Below are 15,493 nucleotides of genomic sequence, written 5' to 3' on the forward strand. Positions count from 1 at the left end.
AACAGATCACACGCCGCGGACCGGCGAGGACGCGCCACCGGGCACGGAGAAGGGGCCGCCGTGTCCCTGCCCCTGTGCACGAGACGGCCCTTGGCGCCTCCCGCCGGGAACCGGCGAAACGGCAACGTCCGCCGGGACCGTGCGAGGAGTGCGCTACGTCACGCCATCTGGCGCCGCACCAGCTCGTGCAGCCGTCCCTGGGCGTCGGCGAGCAACTGGGCGGGCGGGCCCTGCTGGATGACCTTGCCGTCCTCCATCACCACGACCCGGTCGGCGTCCATCACGGTGGACAGGCGGTGCGCGATGACGACGCGGGTGGCGTTCAGGGCCTTGGTGCTCTCGATGACCGTGCGCTGCGTCTCGTTGTCGAGCGCACTGGTCGCCTCGTCGAAGAAGAGGATGCGCGGCCGCCGGATCAGCGCCTGGGCGATCATCAGCCGCTGGCGCTGGCCGCCGGAGACGGCTCCGCTGCCCGCGACGATGGTGTGCAGCCCCATCGGCATCCGCTTGATGTCCTCGGCGAGACCGGCCATCTCGGCGGCGGCCATCGCCTCCTCCGGCGTGTACGGCTCGGTGCCGCAGATGACGTCCAGGATCGAGCCGCTGAACGGCTGCGCGTGCTGGAGCACCACACCGCACTGACGGCGCACCGCGGACTGGTCCAGTGCCGCCAGGTCCTGCCCGTCGTAGAGCACGCTGCCCGACACGGGCCGGTCGAAGCCGATCAGCAACCGCAGCAGGGTCGACTTGCCGCAGCCGCTCGGGCCGACGACCGCGACGAACTCCCCCGGCCGCACCTCGAACGACACGTCGTCCAGGACCAGCGGGCCGTCGTCAGCGTAGCGGAAGGACACCCGGCGTGCCTCGATCGCCCCGGTCAGCGGACCCGGCCGGGTGCTCGCCGTACGCACCTCCGGCGTCGCGTCCAGCACCGGCTTGATCTCCTCGAACAGCGGCAGCGCGGCCACCGCCGAGACGAACGCTCCCGTCAACTGGGTGACGGAGGTCAACACCATCGTCACCGAGGTGCTGAAGGTGAGGAACGCCGCCGCCGACATCGAGCCGCGGGCCGGACCGGCCAGCAGCATGAACATCAGCAGGGTGCACAGCGGCAGGTACACCGCGCCCAGCACCGTCGTGAGGTTCTTGATCCGGCCGACCCGCTGCTGGAGCTCACGGCTGCGCGCGAACTCCGACGCCCACGCGGCGTACGCGTAGTTCTCGGCGGCGGCCACCCGCAGCTTGGGCAGCCCCCGCAGCGTCTGGAACGCCTGGTTGTTCAGCTTGTTGGCGAGCACCACAAGACGCCGCTGCCAGCGCACCTGCCACAGCCCGAGCCCCAGGAACACCGCCGCGATGACGACGAGCATGCCGATCGCGGCCATCGCCATCGGCACGCTGAACCAGAACAGCAGCCCCAGGTTCATCGCGCCGACCGTCACCGACTGGGCGACCGTCGGCCCGACCCCCGCCAGCAGCCGACGGATCGAACTGATACCCATGGCCGCGCTGGCCAGTTCACCCGTGGAGCGCTCGGTGAAGAACTTCGTCGGCAGCCTCAGCAGCCGGTCCCACACCGCCGGCTGGAGCGTGGCCTCGATCCGGCCCTCGATCCGCAGAATGGTGAGGTTCTGCAACAGCATGAAGGCCGCCGCCACCACACTGCTGAGCATCACCGCGAGGCACACCTGCACGATCAGGTCCGTCTGCGCCTTCGGCACGAACTCGCCCAGTACCTTGCCGGTCGCGATGGGCACCAGCGCGCCGATCGCCACCGTGACCAGACCACTGAGCAGCAGGCCCGTCAGATCGCCGCGCATCCCCTGCATGCAGAACCGCAGCAGCCTCAGCGGACTGAGCCCCAGCTCCGGCAGGGGGCGGTAGAACATCACCGCGCGCGGCTCGAACTCCTCGGCGTTCGCCTTCTCGACCGGCGTCTCCCGCCCGGTCGACGGATGCACCGCCACATAGCCGCCGCGCCGCCACAACAGCGCCACCGGCGCGCCCGACAGTTCCCGCCGGCCGACCAGCGGCCCCACGTTGTCCCGCCACCAGGGGCCGTCGAGCCGTACGGCCCGGGTCCGCACCCGGGAGGCCAGGGCGACCTGCTCGACCGGGTCGAGGCGGTCGCCGCCGGTGCCCTTCTGGGTCGGCTCGGTGATCCGGATCCCGGCAGCCTGCCCGACCAGCTTGCAGGCCGCGTACGTGGCGTCCGCGTCGGCCGCGGTCGTGCGCTTCGAGGAGCGTTTGCCGATCGAGGCGAGCAGCGTCTGGTCGGCCTGGGCGCGCACCGCCTCACCGGCCTTGATGCCCTCGGCCGTGCGCGTCTCGTGAGTGCGCTCCAGCTGTTCGATCCAGCGGTCCAGCGTGGTCAGCAGCCGGTACTGCTGGTCGACCATGGACTGCCACAGCGCGGGGTCCATCAGCAGGTCGGCCGCGGCCTCCGCGCCGTACAGCGAGCCGTACTGCACGCTGCCCGGCGGCACCTGCATCCAGAACACGTCATCGTCCGTGGGCGCGGCGGCCCGCTCGGTGGCCATCGGCGCCTGGAAGAGGATCGACAGGCTGCGGCCGACCCCGAGGGCGAGCGCGTACTCCAGCGGACTCGTCGTCGGCGGCACGTACTGCGGGTTGCCGTACTCGTCGTACGACCAGGTCGCCGTGTCGGCGGGCTGGTACAGCTCGCGCAGGCCGATGCGGTGCACCACGCAGTCGCGCAACGGCCGGGCCACCAGGGTGTGCTGCGGGCCCGGCACCGGGCCGAGCACCAGCGAGCCCGCCTCCAGACGGCCCAGATGGTGCCAGTGACCCTGCTGCCCGGCGTCGACGGCGAACAGGTCCACGGCTCCGGACGCGACCAGCCACAGCACCTGCGGGCCTTCGAGGTCGAGACGGTTGAACCCGGCGCAGTCGATGCGCGAGCCCATCTGCCCGAAGGCGCCCAGTACGAGGTCGCCGTGGTGTCCTTCGTGAACGGCCGTCATCTCACCGCTCCCTGACCAGTGCCGCGTACGCGCCGCCACCGGCCACCAGGTCCTCGTGCCGTCCCCGCTCCACGACCGTGCCGTGTTCGAGGACGACGATCTCGTCGCTGTCGCGCACCGTGCTGAGCCGGTGCGCGATCACCACGCAGGCGCAGCCGCGCCGGCGCAGGTTGTCCATCACGACCTGCTCGGTCTCCGCGTCCAGCGCGCTCGTCACCTCGTCGAGCACCAGGATGCTCGGGCGGCGCACCAGCGCCCGGGCGATCTCCAGGCGCTGGCGCTGCCCGCCGGAGAAGTTGCGGCCGTCCTGCTCCACCCTGCTGTGGATGCCGCCCGGCCGGCGCGTGATCACGTCGTACAGGGCGGCGTCGCGCAGCGCGTCCTCCACCGCGTCGTCGGGGATGGACGGGTCCCACAGCGCCACGTTGTCCCGGACCGTGCCCTCGAAGAGGAACACGTCCTGGTCGACGAAGGAGACCGAGGCGGCCAGCGCCCCGCGCGGGATGTCCTCGATGCGCTGCCCGTCGATACGGATCACGCCCTCCCACGGCGCGTACAGCCCGGAGATCATCCGGGACACCGTGGACTTGCCGCTGCCCGAACCGCCGACCAGGGCGACCTGCTGCCCGGGGCCGACCGTCAGGTCGAAGCCGGTGAGCAGCGGCTTGTCGAGCGGGCTGTAGCCGAACATGATGTTCTCCAGTTCCACATGGCCCTGGAGGCGGCGCGTGGACTCGCTCGAGCCCGGCCGGCCGTAGAGCGGGTCGGCCTTGAAGTTCTCGACGTCCTTCAGCCGGGCCACGTCCGCCGCGAAGTCCTGGATACGGCCCGCGACGCCGTTCAGCCGGGTCAGCGGGGCCGTGAACCGGGTGACCAGGGCCTGGAAGGCGACCAGCAGACCGACCGAGATGTGCCCCTCGACCGCCCGCATGCCGCCGATCCACAGGATCAGCGCGCTGTTGAGGGTGGCGAGCGTCGGGGCGACCACGCCCAGCCAGGCGCTCGGCACGCCGAGACGCTGCTGCTCCTCCAGGGTGGTGGCGTGCTGCCCGGCCCACTTGCGGAAGTAGCCGTCCTCGCCGCCGGTCGCCTTCATCGTCTCGATGAGCTGAAGGCCCGTGTAGGCGGTGTTCGTGAGCCGGGCCGAGTCCGCGCGCAGCTTCGCCGTGCGCGTCGCCCGCAGCCGGATCACCACCCGCATGGCGACGATGTTCAGCAGGGCCACGCCGATGCCCACGAACGTGAGCTGCGGATCGTAGGTGTACAGCAGCACCGCGTACAGGACGACCACGACCGCGTCCACGCCCGCCGCCGCGAGGTCGCGGGACAGGGTCTCGGACACCGCGTCGTTGGACTGCAGGCGCTGCACCAGGTCGGCCGGGCTGCGCTGGGAGAAGAACGTCACCGGCAGCCGCAGCAGATGCCGCAGGAAGCGGGCGCTGGAGAGGGTGGAGGAGATGATGCGGCCACGCAGCAGGTTGGCCTGCTGGAGCCAGGTCAGCACCACCGTGAGCAGCACGCACGCCGCCATCGACGGGAACAGCACGTCGAGCAGTGAGGTCTGGTTGCCGATCAGGAACTCGTCGATGTAGGTCCGGCTCAGCGCGGGCACCGCCGCACCGACCGCCACCAGCAGCAGACTCGCCAGCACCGCCGCGGGCATCGTGCCCGCCGTGCCGCGCAGCCGGGCCGGCATGGCGCCGAGGACACCGGGTTTGCGGCCACCCCGGGCGAAGTCCTCACCGGGTTCCATCACCAGCACGACACCGGTGAAGCTGCCGTCGAAGTCCTCCATGGGGATGAACCGCCGGCCCTTGCCGGGGTCGTTGATGTAGACGCCCCGGCGGCCGAGGCGCCGGCCCATGCCGTCGTAGACGACGTAGTGGTTGAACTCCCAGAACAGGATGGCCGGCGACGTCACCTCGGCGAGGGCGGCCAGGTCCATCTGCATGCCCTTGGCCGTGAGGCCGTAGGAGCGGGCCGCCTTCAGGAGGTTGCTGGCGCGCGAGCCGTCGCGGGAGACACCGCAGGCGATGCGCAGTTCCTCCAGCGGGACGTGCTTGCCGTAGTGCCCGAGCACCATCGCCAGGGAGGCGGCGCCGCACTCGACGGCCTCCATCTGGAGCACGGTGGGCGTGCGGACGGTCTTCGCCCGGGCCTTGGGCACCTTGCGCTTGGGCGGGGCGGCGCGTCGCCTGCTCCGGGGTTCCTGTGCGGTCGCGCTCATGGCAGCAGCCAGTCGACGGGGCGCTGGTCGGACAGCCGGATGGAACCGGAGGCCAGCGTCATGGAGGTCAGCTTGTACGGCGGCCCGTCCGCGGAGGACCACCTGTAGCCGCTCTTGGTGGCGGAGGACCTGTCCAGCCGGACCGTCACGGCCACCGGTCTGCCCTTCTTCGTGAACTGCTCGCCCAGCTGGCTGTCCCCGAGGAACGCGCCGATCTGCTGCGGGGACTGCGCCGAGCGGTCCACCGACTTCACATGGCCGCGCAGCACGCCGTACTCCTGGGTCGGCACCGACTGCACGGTCAGGTCCACGGCCGCGTCGCCGGGGATCGAGGCGGCGTTCTGCGCGGGGACGTACACGGTCGCGTAGAGCGGGTCCCCGGCACGGGCGACCTTCTCGACGGCGGCGACGTTCGCGCCGGTCTGGATGATCTGCCCGACGGTCGCGGCCAGCGCGGAGACGCGGCCCGCGTCGAGCGTACGGACGACCGCTTCACCCTTGCTCGTCCGGACCTTGAGCACGGGGGAGCCGGCGGGCACCTGCTCGCCCTGCTTGGCCAGCACCGCGGTGACCTGGCCCGCGACGGGGCTCTGCAGGACGTAACTGCCCTGTCCGTGCGTGATGATGGCGGGCGCGCTCACGGTGGAGGTCACCGAGCCGGTCACCGCCCACACCGAGGCGGCGGCCATCGCGACCACCGTCACGGAGAGCACGAGCCAGCCCTGCGGGCGGGCGAAGCGCACCGGCAGGTCGAGTTCCTCCGGTGACTGGAGCTTGGCGAGGGCCTGTTGGCGGAACTGCAAGGAACTTCCCTCACCCGTGGAAGAGGTACGGACGGCCGAGGCAGAGGCTCGTACGGAACCCGAAGAACCCGGAACCGCCGGCTGCGGTTCCGGGAATCAACGGCACAAGGGCTCGATCAGAGGCCGGAGACCAGGCCGGTGACCGGGGCCGTGTTGAGGCCGGTGACGCCCTCGACGGTGCCGACGGCGGTGTCGACCAGGCCGGAGACCGGGGCAATGCCGTCAACGGTGTCGGTGACGGTGTTCACGGCGTTCACGGACAGGCCGCCGGAGATGGCGTCGAGCTGGGCGTCAGCGATCTCGACGGTCTCGACCTGGGGGGTGGAGTTCATGATGGAACTTCCCTTCATATGGATATCTCACAAGGGGGGAGCGGCCCCCTCTGGGGACAGATGACGGCCGCGACCGCGAGCACCGGGCATCCGTTTCCGAGTGCCCTGAGCGGCCCCCGCGGTGCGATGGATCAAAGCACGCTGCGGCTCCGCGCTTCCAATCAACCACCCCCCTCACCAGGCAACTTGCGTCTCAGCCGCACCGATCCGTGCAGGTTCGTGCACTGCTTGGTGGCGACTCCTTCACATGCGGCACCGCATCGGCGCATCCCGGCCCTTGCTCGGCGGGGCGGCGAATCCGGCACTCCCACCCCAAAGGCGTGTCCGGCACGGCCGAGGTGTGGATAACCCTTATTTCGGTGACCGGGTTGAGCATTCGATGTGCAGATTCGCTGAAGCCGGGATTTGGTTCCGTGACCTCGACGGATCGTTCCCGGGCAGATACGGAGCGTTGCGTTCCGCCAGGCCGGTGGGCGCCCGTCGCTGAAAGGCCGTCATCCGGCCATGGATCCCCCCGGGCGGGCGTGCCCGGCTCCGCCGGACCGGCCTGGTGTGAACAGGGCGGCCGGGGACCCGGCGGTCACCGTGCGGGCGGCGGGAGTTGGCTGATTCCGCAGCGCGAAGGGATCACTTGCAATCGGAATTGAACGCCCCGCGCGGCCCGTGCGTACCAACTGCCATCCAGGCGCCCCCCAGAAGCTGCCGGACGGCGGCACCTACTCCGTTCCCCAGGAGGAGAGAAGTTTGAGTCACAAGCGAATTCCGAAGCGCAAGGCCGCGATAGCGGCGGGCAGCGTGGTGGCGCTCGGCGCGGCCGCGCTCCTGCTCCCCAACGCCAACGCATCGCAGGACGGTTCGTCCGACGACGCGGCGGCCGCGCCGAAGACCCTGAAGGCGGGCGACGCCTCGGATCTCGCCTCGCAGCTCTCCGGGCTCCTCGGCGAAGCGTTCGGCGGCTCCTACTACGACGGCGACAGCCAGCAGCTCGTCGTCAACGTCGTACCGGGCGACAACAACAACGTGGTCGTGCAGGCGAAGGCGGCCGGAGCGAAGGTCCGCGAGGTCGAGAACAGCTGGTCGGAGCTGCAGGACGGCGCCTCGACGCTGAAGTCCGAGGCGACCATCGCGGGCACCTCGTGGTCGATCGACCCGCGCACCAACAAGCTCCTGGTGACGGCGGACAGCACCGTGACCGGCGCCAAGTGGGACAGACTGGAGTCCACCGTGCAGGAGCTCGGCTCCGGCATGGCCACCATCAGGAAGTCCTCCGGCACCTTCAAGCCGTTCGTCTCCGGAGGCGACGCCATCTTCGCGGGCGGCTCGCGCTGCTCCCTCGGCTTCAACGTCACCGCGGGAGACGGCTCGCCCGCCTTCCTGACGGCCGGTCACTGCACACTCGGCGGCAACGAGTGGTCGGACACCCAGGGCGGTCAGCCGATCGCCACCGTCGACCAGTCGACGTTCCCGGGCGACGGCGACTTCGCACTCGTGAAGTACGACGACCCGGCGACCGAGGCGCCCAGTGAGGTCAACACCGGCGACCAGACCGTCCAGATCACCGAGGCCGCGGAGGCGACCGTCGGCCAGGAGGTCTTCCGGATGGGCAGCACCACCGGGCTCGCCGACGGCCAGGTCCTCGGCCTGGACGCCACGGTGAACTACCCGGAGGGCACCGTCACCGGTCTCATCCAGACCGACGTCTGCGCCGAGCCCGGCGACAGCGGCGGCTCGCTGTTCACCCAGGACGGTCTCGCCATCGGCCTGACCTCCGGTGGCAGCGGTGACTGCACGGTCGGCGGCGAGACGTTCTTCCAGCCGGTGACCACCGCCCTGGAGGCGGTCGGCGCGACCCTCGGCGCGGGCGGTGCCGCGGGCGGCGGTGCCGGTGCCGGTGACGAGGCCGGTGCGGGCCAGGAAGCCGGCGCGGGCGAAGAGGCGGGCGCCGGTGAAGAGGCCGGTGCCGGCCAGGAAGCCGGTGCGGGCGAAGAGGCCGGTGCGGGTGAAGAGGCCGGTGCGGGTGAAGAGGCCGGTGCCGGTGCCGATGAGCAGGCCGGAGGCGACGAAGCGGGTGCCGGGGCCGGTGCGGGTGCCGGAGCCGGTCAGGACGCGGGCCAGGGTGTCGAGGACAACTCCGGTCTGACCGAGAGCCGCTGACCCCTTCTCAGCCGTCGGCAGCCGGTCCGACGCCGCCGGCCCGGTTCCGCCCCCTTCCTGGCGGAACCGGGCCGGCCACCGGCGTTCCCCCCACCCGGAGCGTCGGCAACCGATGACAACGCGGCAGACGAGCGTGCGGGACCCCGCGTCTGCGGCGTGCTCCGAACGACGGGCCCTCGCCCCGTTCAAGGACCACTCAAGGCGTGTCGCCTGTCACCAACGTCCCGGGCAGCACCCCTAGCCGAGGGCCCTGATCAGCAACAGGGCGATGTCGTCGAGCCGTTCCTCCCCGTCGGCGCGGCGTTGTTCATGCTGGATGAGGCTGTCGGCCAGTTCGTCCAGCGGCTGGTCCCCGGCGTCGCCCAGCCGCCGGCCCAGATCGGCGAGCGCCTCCTCGAAATCCGTGCCGGGGGACTCGACCAGCCCGTCGGTGTACAGGACGAGCAGCGAACCGGGAGCCAGAGCGACCTCCGTCGTCGGGTACACCGCCGAGGCGTCGATGCCCAGCAGCGGGCCGCCCGCCAGGTCGAGGACGCGTACCCGGCCGTCCGGGCGTCTCAGCAGCGGCGGGGGATGGCCCGCCCGGGACATCACGGCCCGCCCGTGCTCCGGGTCGAGCCGCAGGTACAGGCAGCTGGCGAACAGGTCGGACCCCAGGTCGAGCAGCAGCCGGTTGGTGCTGCGCATGACCTCCTCGGGCGCCTGCCCCACGGTCGTGTACGCGCGCACCGCGGTGCGGACCTGCCCCATCAGCCCGGCCGCCGTCACGTTGTGGCCCTGGACGTCCCCGATCACCGCCGCCGCCGTCCCCTGAGCGCCCACCAGGTCGTAGAAGTCGCCGCCGATGTCCATGCCCTGAGTGGCCGGCACATAGCGGCCGACCGCCTCGATGCCGGGCAGCGACGGCAGGGAGTGCGGCAGCAGCGCCTCCTGCAGTCCGTGCGCGAGCCGGTACTTGGCGTCGTAGAGCAGCGCCCGCTCCAGTGCCTGGGCGATCAGCCCGGCCATGCTGGTCATCACCGCCCGCTCCTCCGTCGGGAACGGGTGGGGCTCGGCGTAGGAGAGCACGCACGTCCCCACCGGGCGGCCCTGGGCGATCAGGGGGAGATAGGCCCAGGCCGCGAAACCGTCGGGGGTGGCGAGTCGCGCCGGGTACAGGCGCTCCAGCTGTTCCTGCGACTCGAAGAAGGCGGGCACGCCCGTGCGCAGCACCTGGGTGCCGGGTGTCGACTCGGTCAGGGGCATCCCGTCGAACCGTTCCACCAGGTGCGGGTCCCGGTATCCGCGGTGCCCGAGCACCTGCAGCCGGTTCGCCCGCGAGCCCAGCACGACCAGGGCCTGGCTGCCCACGGCCGGGGCGATCTCGTCCGCGACCAGCTGCACCACGTCCTGCACCCCCACCGCCTCGGTGAGCGCCCCGGCCAGGTCCAGCACCTGCGAGATGGTGACCAGCCGGGAGGGCGCCCCGTCGGACGGCGGTGCGGTCCGGTTCATCCGGGACACGGCCCTGGACCGGGTGATGCGGACGCTCAGACCCGTCGTGCTCGGGTACAGCCGGAACGACAGCCACTCGCCGGGTGGGCGCAGCGCCACGAACGACGTGACCTGCTGACTGAGCAGCGCGGCCCGGTAACGGTCCTCGTACACCGGGTCGTTGAGCCAGGGAACCGACGCCCACAGCTGGGTGCCGAGCAGCCGGCTCACCGGGACGTGCAGCAGTTCGGCCGCCGCCGCGTTCACGAAGCCGATGCGTCCGTGCAGGTCCAGCGAGACCAGCCCGTACGGCAGCCGGCTCACCATCCGTGCGGCCTCGACCGTGCCGAGCGAGCCGGCCATGCCTCCGACCACGGGCGCGGCGAGCAGATCGGTCTCGGGGTGCGGCGGGATGCTGTGCTGGGCGGCCCGCTCCAGCCGGACCGCCAGCCGGCCGCAGGCCGCGGTCAGATGCTCGCGCTCGTGGTCGGACATCTCCGCCGGATGCGCGCCCGGCCAGGTCACGAAGACGGCGCCGTAGACGGTGGACTCGGTGGCGATCGGCACCGCTGCCAGGGCGAAGGGGTACGGCAGCACCACGGCGATCCGCGGATAGTGCCGGGCCATCTGCTCCTCGCCCCCGACCCACACCAGCCGCCGCTCGCGTGCCGCGTCGGAGACCGGGATCGGCGCGTTCAGACCCACCCGCTCCCAGGGTGCCGCGAACGCCCGGGGCAGCCCGGCCATCACCGCCATCTCCAGCACCGGCTGATCCGGGGACATCAGGTACACCGCGCCGGAGTGGGCGTGCACCTCGTCCATCATCGAGGCGAGCGCCAGGGAGAGCAGGGGCCGGCCGACCGGCGTCCTGGCGGCTGCCGGCGCCTGTGCGGAGGAATGCCCGTCGGACACGCCGACCACCTCCTCGCACGGCCGCGCGACCGGGTCCAGGAACAAATCTCCCCCCTGACGGCCCGTCCCGCACCACGAGCGGCTCCGGAGCCGCCCCGGTTACCGTCGGTCACATGTGCTCCGGCCCCGTCGGCGACGCGTGCCTTCCCCGACCGCCCCGACCCATGCCCCCGTAGTCGAAGCGTGGCCGGGCGTACGGGCGCTGAGCGTGCGCCCCCGCGCACCCTGATGGCCGGTTCTCCGCGCCCACGCAGGGACACGGTCGCGAACAATGGGGCACGCGCTCAATACGACGAGGGGGCGTACGGCGAGCGGAGGGGGTGGCAGTGATCCGGGTGCTTCTGGTGCACGACGAGTGTCTGGTGAGGTCGGTTCTGGCGGAGTGGCTGCGGCAGGAATCCGACCTGGCGGTGCACGACACGTCGTGGCGCGGCGCGCCGGGCACGATGCGGTCGGTTCGGCCGGACGTGTGCGCGGCGGACCTGGAGTGCGCGGACTCCTACGGCATCCCTCCGCTGGGCGAACTGTGCCGGCCGGGGCCGGACCGGGTGCGCCCGCGATTACTCGTGCTCGCCACCGCGAACCGGCCGGGCCTGCTGAAGCGGGCGGCCGAGGCGGGGGCGCTCGGCTACGTCGACAAGGAGGGATCCCCGCAGAATCTGCTGCGCGGGATCCGTCGCGTCGCCGAGGGGGAACGTTTCGTCAACGACTCGCTGGGCTTCGGATTCCTCAAGGCCGCCGAGATGCCGCTGACCCGCAGAGAACTGAGCGTGTTATCCCTCGCGGCCGAGGGGGCCTCCATCGCGGAGATCGCCGGGAGCCTGCACCTGTCCCACGGGACGGTGCGCAACTACATGGCGGCCATCACCCGCAAGACCGGGGCCCGCAACCGCATCGACGCCATACGCATCTCGCAGGGCCAGGGCTGGCTCTGACCCCCGCCGGGCCGGTGCCGGAGCCCAGCTCCCGACGAGGTCCCGGTACAGCGCGGAGGAGCACATCAGCTCCTCATGGCTGCCGTACGCCGTGCGCCGGCCGTCCATCACCAGGACACGGCCGGCGCGGCGGGCCGAGCTGATGCGGTGGGCCACGACCACCAGGGTCCCGCCCGGCCGTGCGGCGAACGCCCGCTCCGCGCGCTCCTCCGTCTCGGGGTCCAGATGGCAGGTCGCCTCGTCGAGCAGGGCGAGCGGGGCGTACGACAGCCAGGCCCGGGCCAGCGCGACCAGCTGCCGTTCGCCGGCCGACAGCGCCGCCGGATCGACCCGGGCGCCGAGCCCCCCGAGCCGGCCGGCCAGGGGGGTGAGGCCGACCGCCTCGGCCGCGGCCAGCATCTCCTCCTCGGGGACCGGGTCCGGGCGCAGGTACGCGAGGTTCTCGGCCAGGGTGCCGCCGAACACGTACGCCTCCTGCGGGATGAGCACCCGCTCGGCCGCGGCCTGCGGGCCGGGCACGGGCTGCCCGCCCACCCGGACGGTGCCGCGCGAGGGCGTGAGCAGCCCCGCCACGAGCGCGGTGAGCGTGGACTTGCCGGCGCCGCTGGGACCCAGGACGGCCAGGTGCGCGCCCGGCGGCAGGTCGAGGTCGAGGTCGTGCACGACAGGGGCGCTGGCGGGGCCGTAGGCGAAGGTGACGGAGGCGAGGGAGAAGGCGGGGGGCGCCTCTTCGCCGCCGGGCCGGTCCCGCACGGGACGCTGGAGCGGGAGGCCGCGGCCGGCCGGCGTGGGGCGCGGTGGGTCGCCGTCGTCGGCCCCCGGAACATGGCTGCCCGGCCCCGTCCGAGGCGTGTCGGCGTCGGCGGTGTCCGTGCGGGTCAGCCTGCGCAGCACCACCGTCAGCCGGGAGCCGCTCGTGCCCAGGCCATGGATCAGGTTGCGCAGGGCCGGGAGCAGGGACTGGGTGACGTAGGCGAGCGCGCCGACCAGGGCGCCGGCGGTGACGCCCCGGGACAGGAGCCAGGGGGCGGCGGCGAGCAGCAGCACGATCGGCAGCTGGCCGCCGATCGTCAGGGACACCACACGCAGCACGCCCCAGTGGGCCAGGGCGCGCGCCGCCCGCAGTTCGGCCTCGACCCGCTTCCCGGTGCCGTCGGCGATGTGCGCCTCCGCGCCGGTCGCCGTGATGTCCCGCAGGCCCGGGCAGACGGTGCCGAGGTCACCGGCGAGGGCCTCGTCGGCGAGCAGGAACGTCTCCTGCCGCCGGGCGAGCGGCCGCAGCGTCGCGGCGAACAGCGCCGTGCCGACGGCCAGGGGCGGCCCCACGACCAGCAGGAGCGGCGGGGCCAGGGTGAACAGGCCCGCCAGGGCACCGACGGCGGTGACCACGAAGGAGCGGGAGACCATGACCAGTCCGGCGAAGGTGTCCCGGGCGATCTCCACCTGCTGGGTGAGCCCGGACAGGCAAGCCGCGTCACCGGTCCGCACCCCCCGCGCGACCACGCGTTCCACGAGCCGGTCCCGCAGCGGTTCGACCAGCGCGGCGACGGCGGCGTAGACCCGGGCCGTCCCGTACGCGCCGAGCAGGACACCGATCCCGGTCACCGCCAGCCAGACCAGCCCGACATCGGCCCGCCCGCGCAGGAATCCGTCGTCCAGGGCGCGGGCGGGCCCGTACCCGATGAGGAAGGTCTGCCCGGTCTCCAGGACGGACCAGGCGGTGAGCCGCAGCAGGACCCGACGGCGGGCCAGCAGGAAGCGCAGGCCCCGGGCGGGCAGGCCGGCGGGGGACCGGGCCGTCACGAAGCCGTCCCCTCCCCGGCAGGTGCTACGGGCCGCGTCCGGCCGTTCATGCCGTCATGTCCCTCTCCGTTCCCGCCCCGGGTGTCCAAAACCGGTGGCGCGTCGCTGTCGCCCGGGTCCGCGGACCCGGCCCCCTCCTCCCCGAACACCGCCCGGTACTCCGCGAGCCGCCACAGCTCCTCGTGCCGCCCCACCGCCCGCACCCGCCCCCCGTCCAGCCACGCCACGGCGTCGGCGCACGCGGCCGTCGCGCCGCGGTGGGCGACGAGCAGCCGGGTGGTGCCCGGGCCGTCACCGAACAGGGCGTCGGTGATGTGCCGTTCGGTCACCGTGTCGAGGCTGGAGAGCGCGTCGTCGAGGATCAGCAGGCGGCCACCGTGCGCGAACGCCCGGGCCAGACCCAGCCGTTGGGACTCGCCGCCGGAGCGCGGGGCGTCGGCGACGGCCGTGTCGTACTCCTTGGGGAGGCGGCGGACGAAGTCGTCCGCGAGGGCTGTGCGGGCCGCTTCCCGGATCCGGCCGGGGGAGGGGGACGGCAGGCCGAGGCCGATCGCCTTCTCGACCGTGCCGCCGAGGAGGGCGGGCCGGGCGAAGGCGTATCCGACGGCGCCGCGCAGGTCGTCGTGCGTCAGCTCGCGCAGTGGCACGCCGTCGAGGAGCACCTCGCCCGCGTCCGGATCGGCCAGCCGTCCGGCCAGCGCGGCCAGCAGCGACTTGCCCGCCCCGGACCGGCCGACCACGGCCAGCGTCGTGCCGCCCGGCACGTCGAGGTCCACCTCGTCGAGCACGGCGCGTCCGCCGCGCCGGGCCGTCACCCCGCGCAGCTCCAGCCGCCCGGGGCCGTCGGGCAGTCGGCGGGCGCCGAACGGGGTGGCGGGCTCGGCCTCGACCTCGCCGAGGCGCCGGGCCGCGGCCCGGGCCCGGGCCAGGCCCGCGAGCCGGCCGACCAGTACACCGACGCCCGTGGCCAGCACCGCGTACCGGGAGGCCGCGAGCACCTCGCCCACCGAGAGCCTGCCCCGGGTGAGCAGCACACCTGCCACGGCGACGACCGCGAGTTGCAGCAACGGAGCCACGGCGACCGCCCGGGCCGCGGCCCGCCCCTGCACCCGCCACATGCGGTGCCCGGCCCGCGACAGATCGGGCAGTGGCCGCAGTACCCGGGCCGTCTCCCGGCCCTCCGTGCCGGCCGCGCGGACGGTGCGGACCCCCTCGACGGCCTCCACCAGCGCGGCCGCGATCCGGCCCTGGGCCCGCTGATAGCGCGCCGCGCTCTCGGAGGTGTCCCGGGAGACGGCGCGCAGGAGAAGGGCGAGCACAGGGGCTCCGGCGAGGAACACGGCCGCCAGCCACCAGTCGATCAGCCCCAGCGCGACCACCCCGCCGACGGGACCGGCGAGCGCGGCGACCAGCGCCGCACGGGCCGCCGGAGTGGTCCCCGCCTCGGCGGCGTTGCCGACCAGCCGCGCGACGAGGTCACCGGAGCCGAAGCGGTCCGCGGCACGCGGGCCGACGCCGAGCACGTGCCCGGTCAGCCTGCGGCGCAGCCACGCGGTGGTGCGGGCGTCGACGGTGCCGGTGAGGACGGTCTGGAGCGCGTCGAGCAGACCGAGCAGCAGGACGAGGCCGGCGCAGCAGAGCACCCAGCGGGTCGCCGGAGCGTGTGCCAGCAGAAGATCGAGGGCCCGGCCCAGAACGGCCGGGAGCAGCAGTCCGGCACCCGTCGCGGCGATGCTCACCAGGCACAGCGCCGCACAGCGGGACCCGCTGTACCGGGTGGCCGTGCGCAGCAGCGTGCGAGCGTGTCCGGCCGCCGGGTCGTCGTCGCCGCGCGTGGTCATACGGGCCTTTCCTGGGACGGGAAGGACCC

The 15,493-nt window shown here is 73.1% G+C and carries 8 protein-coding genes and 1 pseudogene; 2 read left to right on the forward strand and 7 right to left on the reverse strand.

What is annotated here, in order from left to right; translation table 11 throughout:
* Positions 1–158: 158 nt before the first annotated feature.
* The 4 genes from ACFY9S_RS29035 to ACFY9S_RS29050 all read right to left on the reverse strand — a co-directional run bounded on the left by ACFY9S_RS29035 (position 159) and on the right by ACFY9S_RS29050 (position 6,346).
* Entirely contained in the window at positions 159–2,984 is a 2,826-nt protein-coding gene (locus ACFY9S_RS29035) for an NHLP bacteriocin export ABC transporter permease/ATPase subunit (RefSeq protein WP_391133807.1), read from the reverse strand.
* A gap of 1 nt (position 2,985) precedes the next feature.
* Positions 2,986–5,211: an NHLP family bacteriocin export ABC transporter peptidase/permease/ATPase subunit gene (locus ACFY9S_RS29040; protein WP_391133810.1), complete on the reverse strand. Its 2,226-nt coding sequence runs from the start codon at positions 5,209–5,211 to the stop codon at positions 2,986–2,988.
* Positions 5,208–6,014 carry an HlyD family efflux transporter periplasmic adaptor subunit gene (locus ACFY9S_RS29045; protein WP_391133813.1) on the reverse strand — a complete coding sequence of 269 codons (807 nt, stop codon included), beginning with the start codon at positions 6,012–6,014 and terminating at the stop codon, positions 5,208–5,210. Before ACFY9S_RS29045 ends, ACFY9S_RS29040 begins: the two co-directional genes overlap by 4 nt.
* A gap of 116 nt (positions 6,015–6,130) precedes the next feature.
* The gene (locus ACFY9S_RS29050; RefSeq protein ID WP_003994898.1) at positions 6,131–6,346 is read right to left on the reverse strand and encodes a hypothetical protein; all 216 of its coding nucleotides are present in this window, start codon (positions 6,344–6,346) and stop codon (positions 6,131–6,133) included.
* Between the two features lie 744 nt (positions 6,347–7,090).
* Here ACFY9S_RS29050 and ACFY9S_RS29055 point away from each other — a divergent pair.
* Positions 7,091–8,500, forward strand: a complete 1,410-nt coding sequence (locus ACFY9S_RS29055; protein ID WP_391133816.1) for a trypsin-like serine protease — start codon at positions 7,091–7,093, stop codon at positions 8,498–8,500.
* Between the two features lie 237 nt (positions 8,501–8,737).
* Here the strand turns inward: ACFY9S_RS29055 and ACFY9S_RS29060 are convergent, their stop codons facing one another.
* Positions 8,738–10,894 carry a SpoIIE family protein phosphatase gene (locus ACFY9S_RS29060; protein WP_391133900.1) on the reverse strand — a complete coding sequence of 719 codons (2,157 nt, stop codon included), beginning with the start codon at positions 10,892–10,894 and terminating at the stop codon, positions 8,738–8,740.
* A 437-nt stretch (positions 10,895–11,331) separates the two neighbouring features.
* Here ACFY9S_RS29060 and ACFY9S_RS29065 point away from each other — a divergent pair.
* Positions 11,332–11,736: pseudogene (locus ACFY9S_RS29065) on the forward strand (DNA-binding response regulator); the annotation flags it as partial.
* Here ACFY9S_RS29065 and ACFY9S_RS29070 read toward each other — a convergent pair.
* Positions 11,659–13,623 carry an ATP-binding cassette domain-containing protein gene (locus ACFY9S_RS29070; protein ID WP_391133819.1) on the reverse strand — a complete coding sequence of 655 codons (1,965 nt, stop codon included), beginning with the start codon at positions 13,621–13,623 and terminating at the stop codon, positions 11,659–11,661. The pseudogene ACFY9S_RS29065 and the gene ACFY9S_RS29070 overlap by 78 nt on opposite strands.
* On the reverse strand, positions 13,620–15,464 hold the full coding sequence (locus ACFY9S_RS29075) for an ABC transporter transmembrane domain-containing protein (protein ID WP_391133822.1): 1,845 nt from the start codon (positions 15,462–15,464) through the stop codon (positions 13,620–13,622). Before ACFY9S_RS29075 ends, ACFY9S_RS29070 begins: the two co-directional genes overlap by 4 nt.
* Positions 15,465–15,493 lie beyond the last annotated feature (29 nt).

The organism is Streptomyces sp. NPDC012474 (genome assembly GCF_042955185.1).
Classification (GTDB): Bacteria; Actinomycetota; Actinomycetes; order Streptomycetales; family Streptomycetaceae; genus Streptomyces; species Streptomyces cahuitamycinicus.

What these genes read in the sequence shown, in the direction of transcription:
- ACFY9S_RS29040 (WP_391133810.1), bottom strand. Translation starts at nt 5,211, where the DNA reads ATGAGCGCGACCGCACAGGAACCCCGGAGCAGGCGACGCGCCGCCCCG.
- ACFY9S_RS29050 (WP_003994898.1), bottom strand. Translation starts at nt 6,346, where the DNA reads ATGAACTCCACCCCCCAGGTCGAGACCGTCGAGATCGCTGACGCCCAG.
- ACFY9S_RS29075 (WP_391133822.1), bottom strand. Translation starts at nt 15,464, where the DNA reads ATGACCACGCGCGGCGACGACGACCCGGCGGCCGGACACGCTCGCACG.
- ACFY9S_RS29035 (WP_391133807.1), bottom strand. Translation starts at nt 2,984, where the DNA reads ATGACGGCCGTTCACGAAGGACACCACGGCGACCTCGTACTGGGCGCC.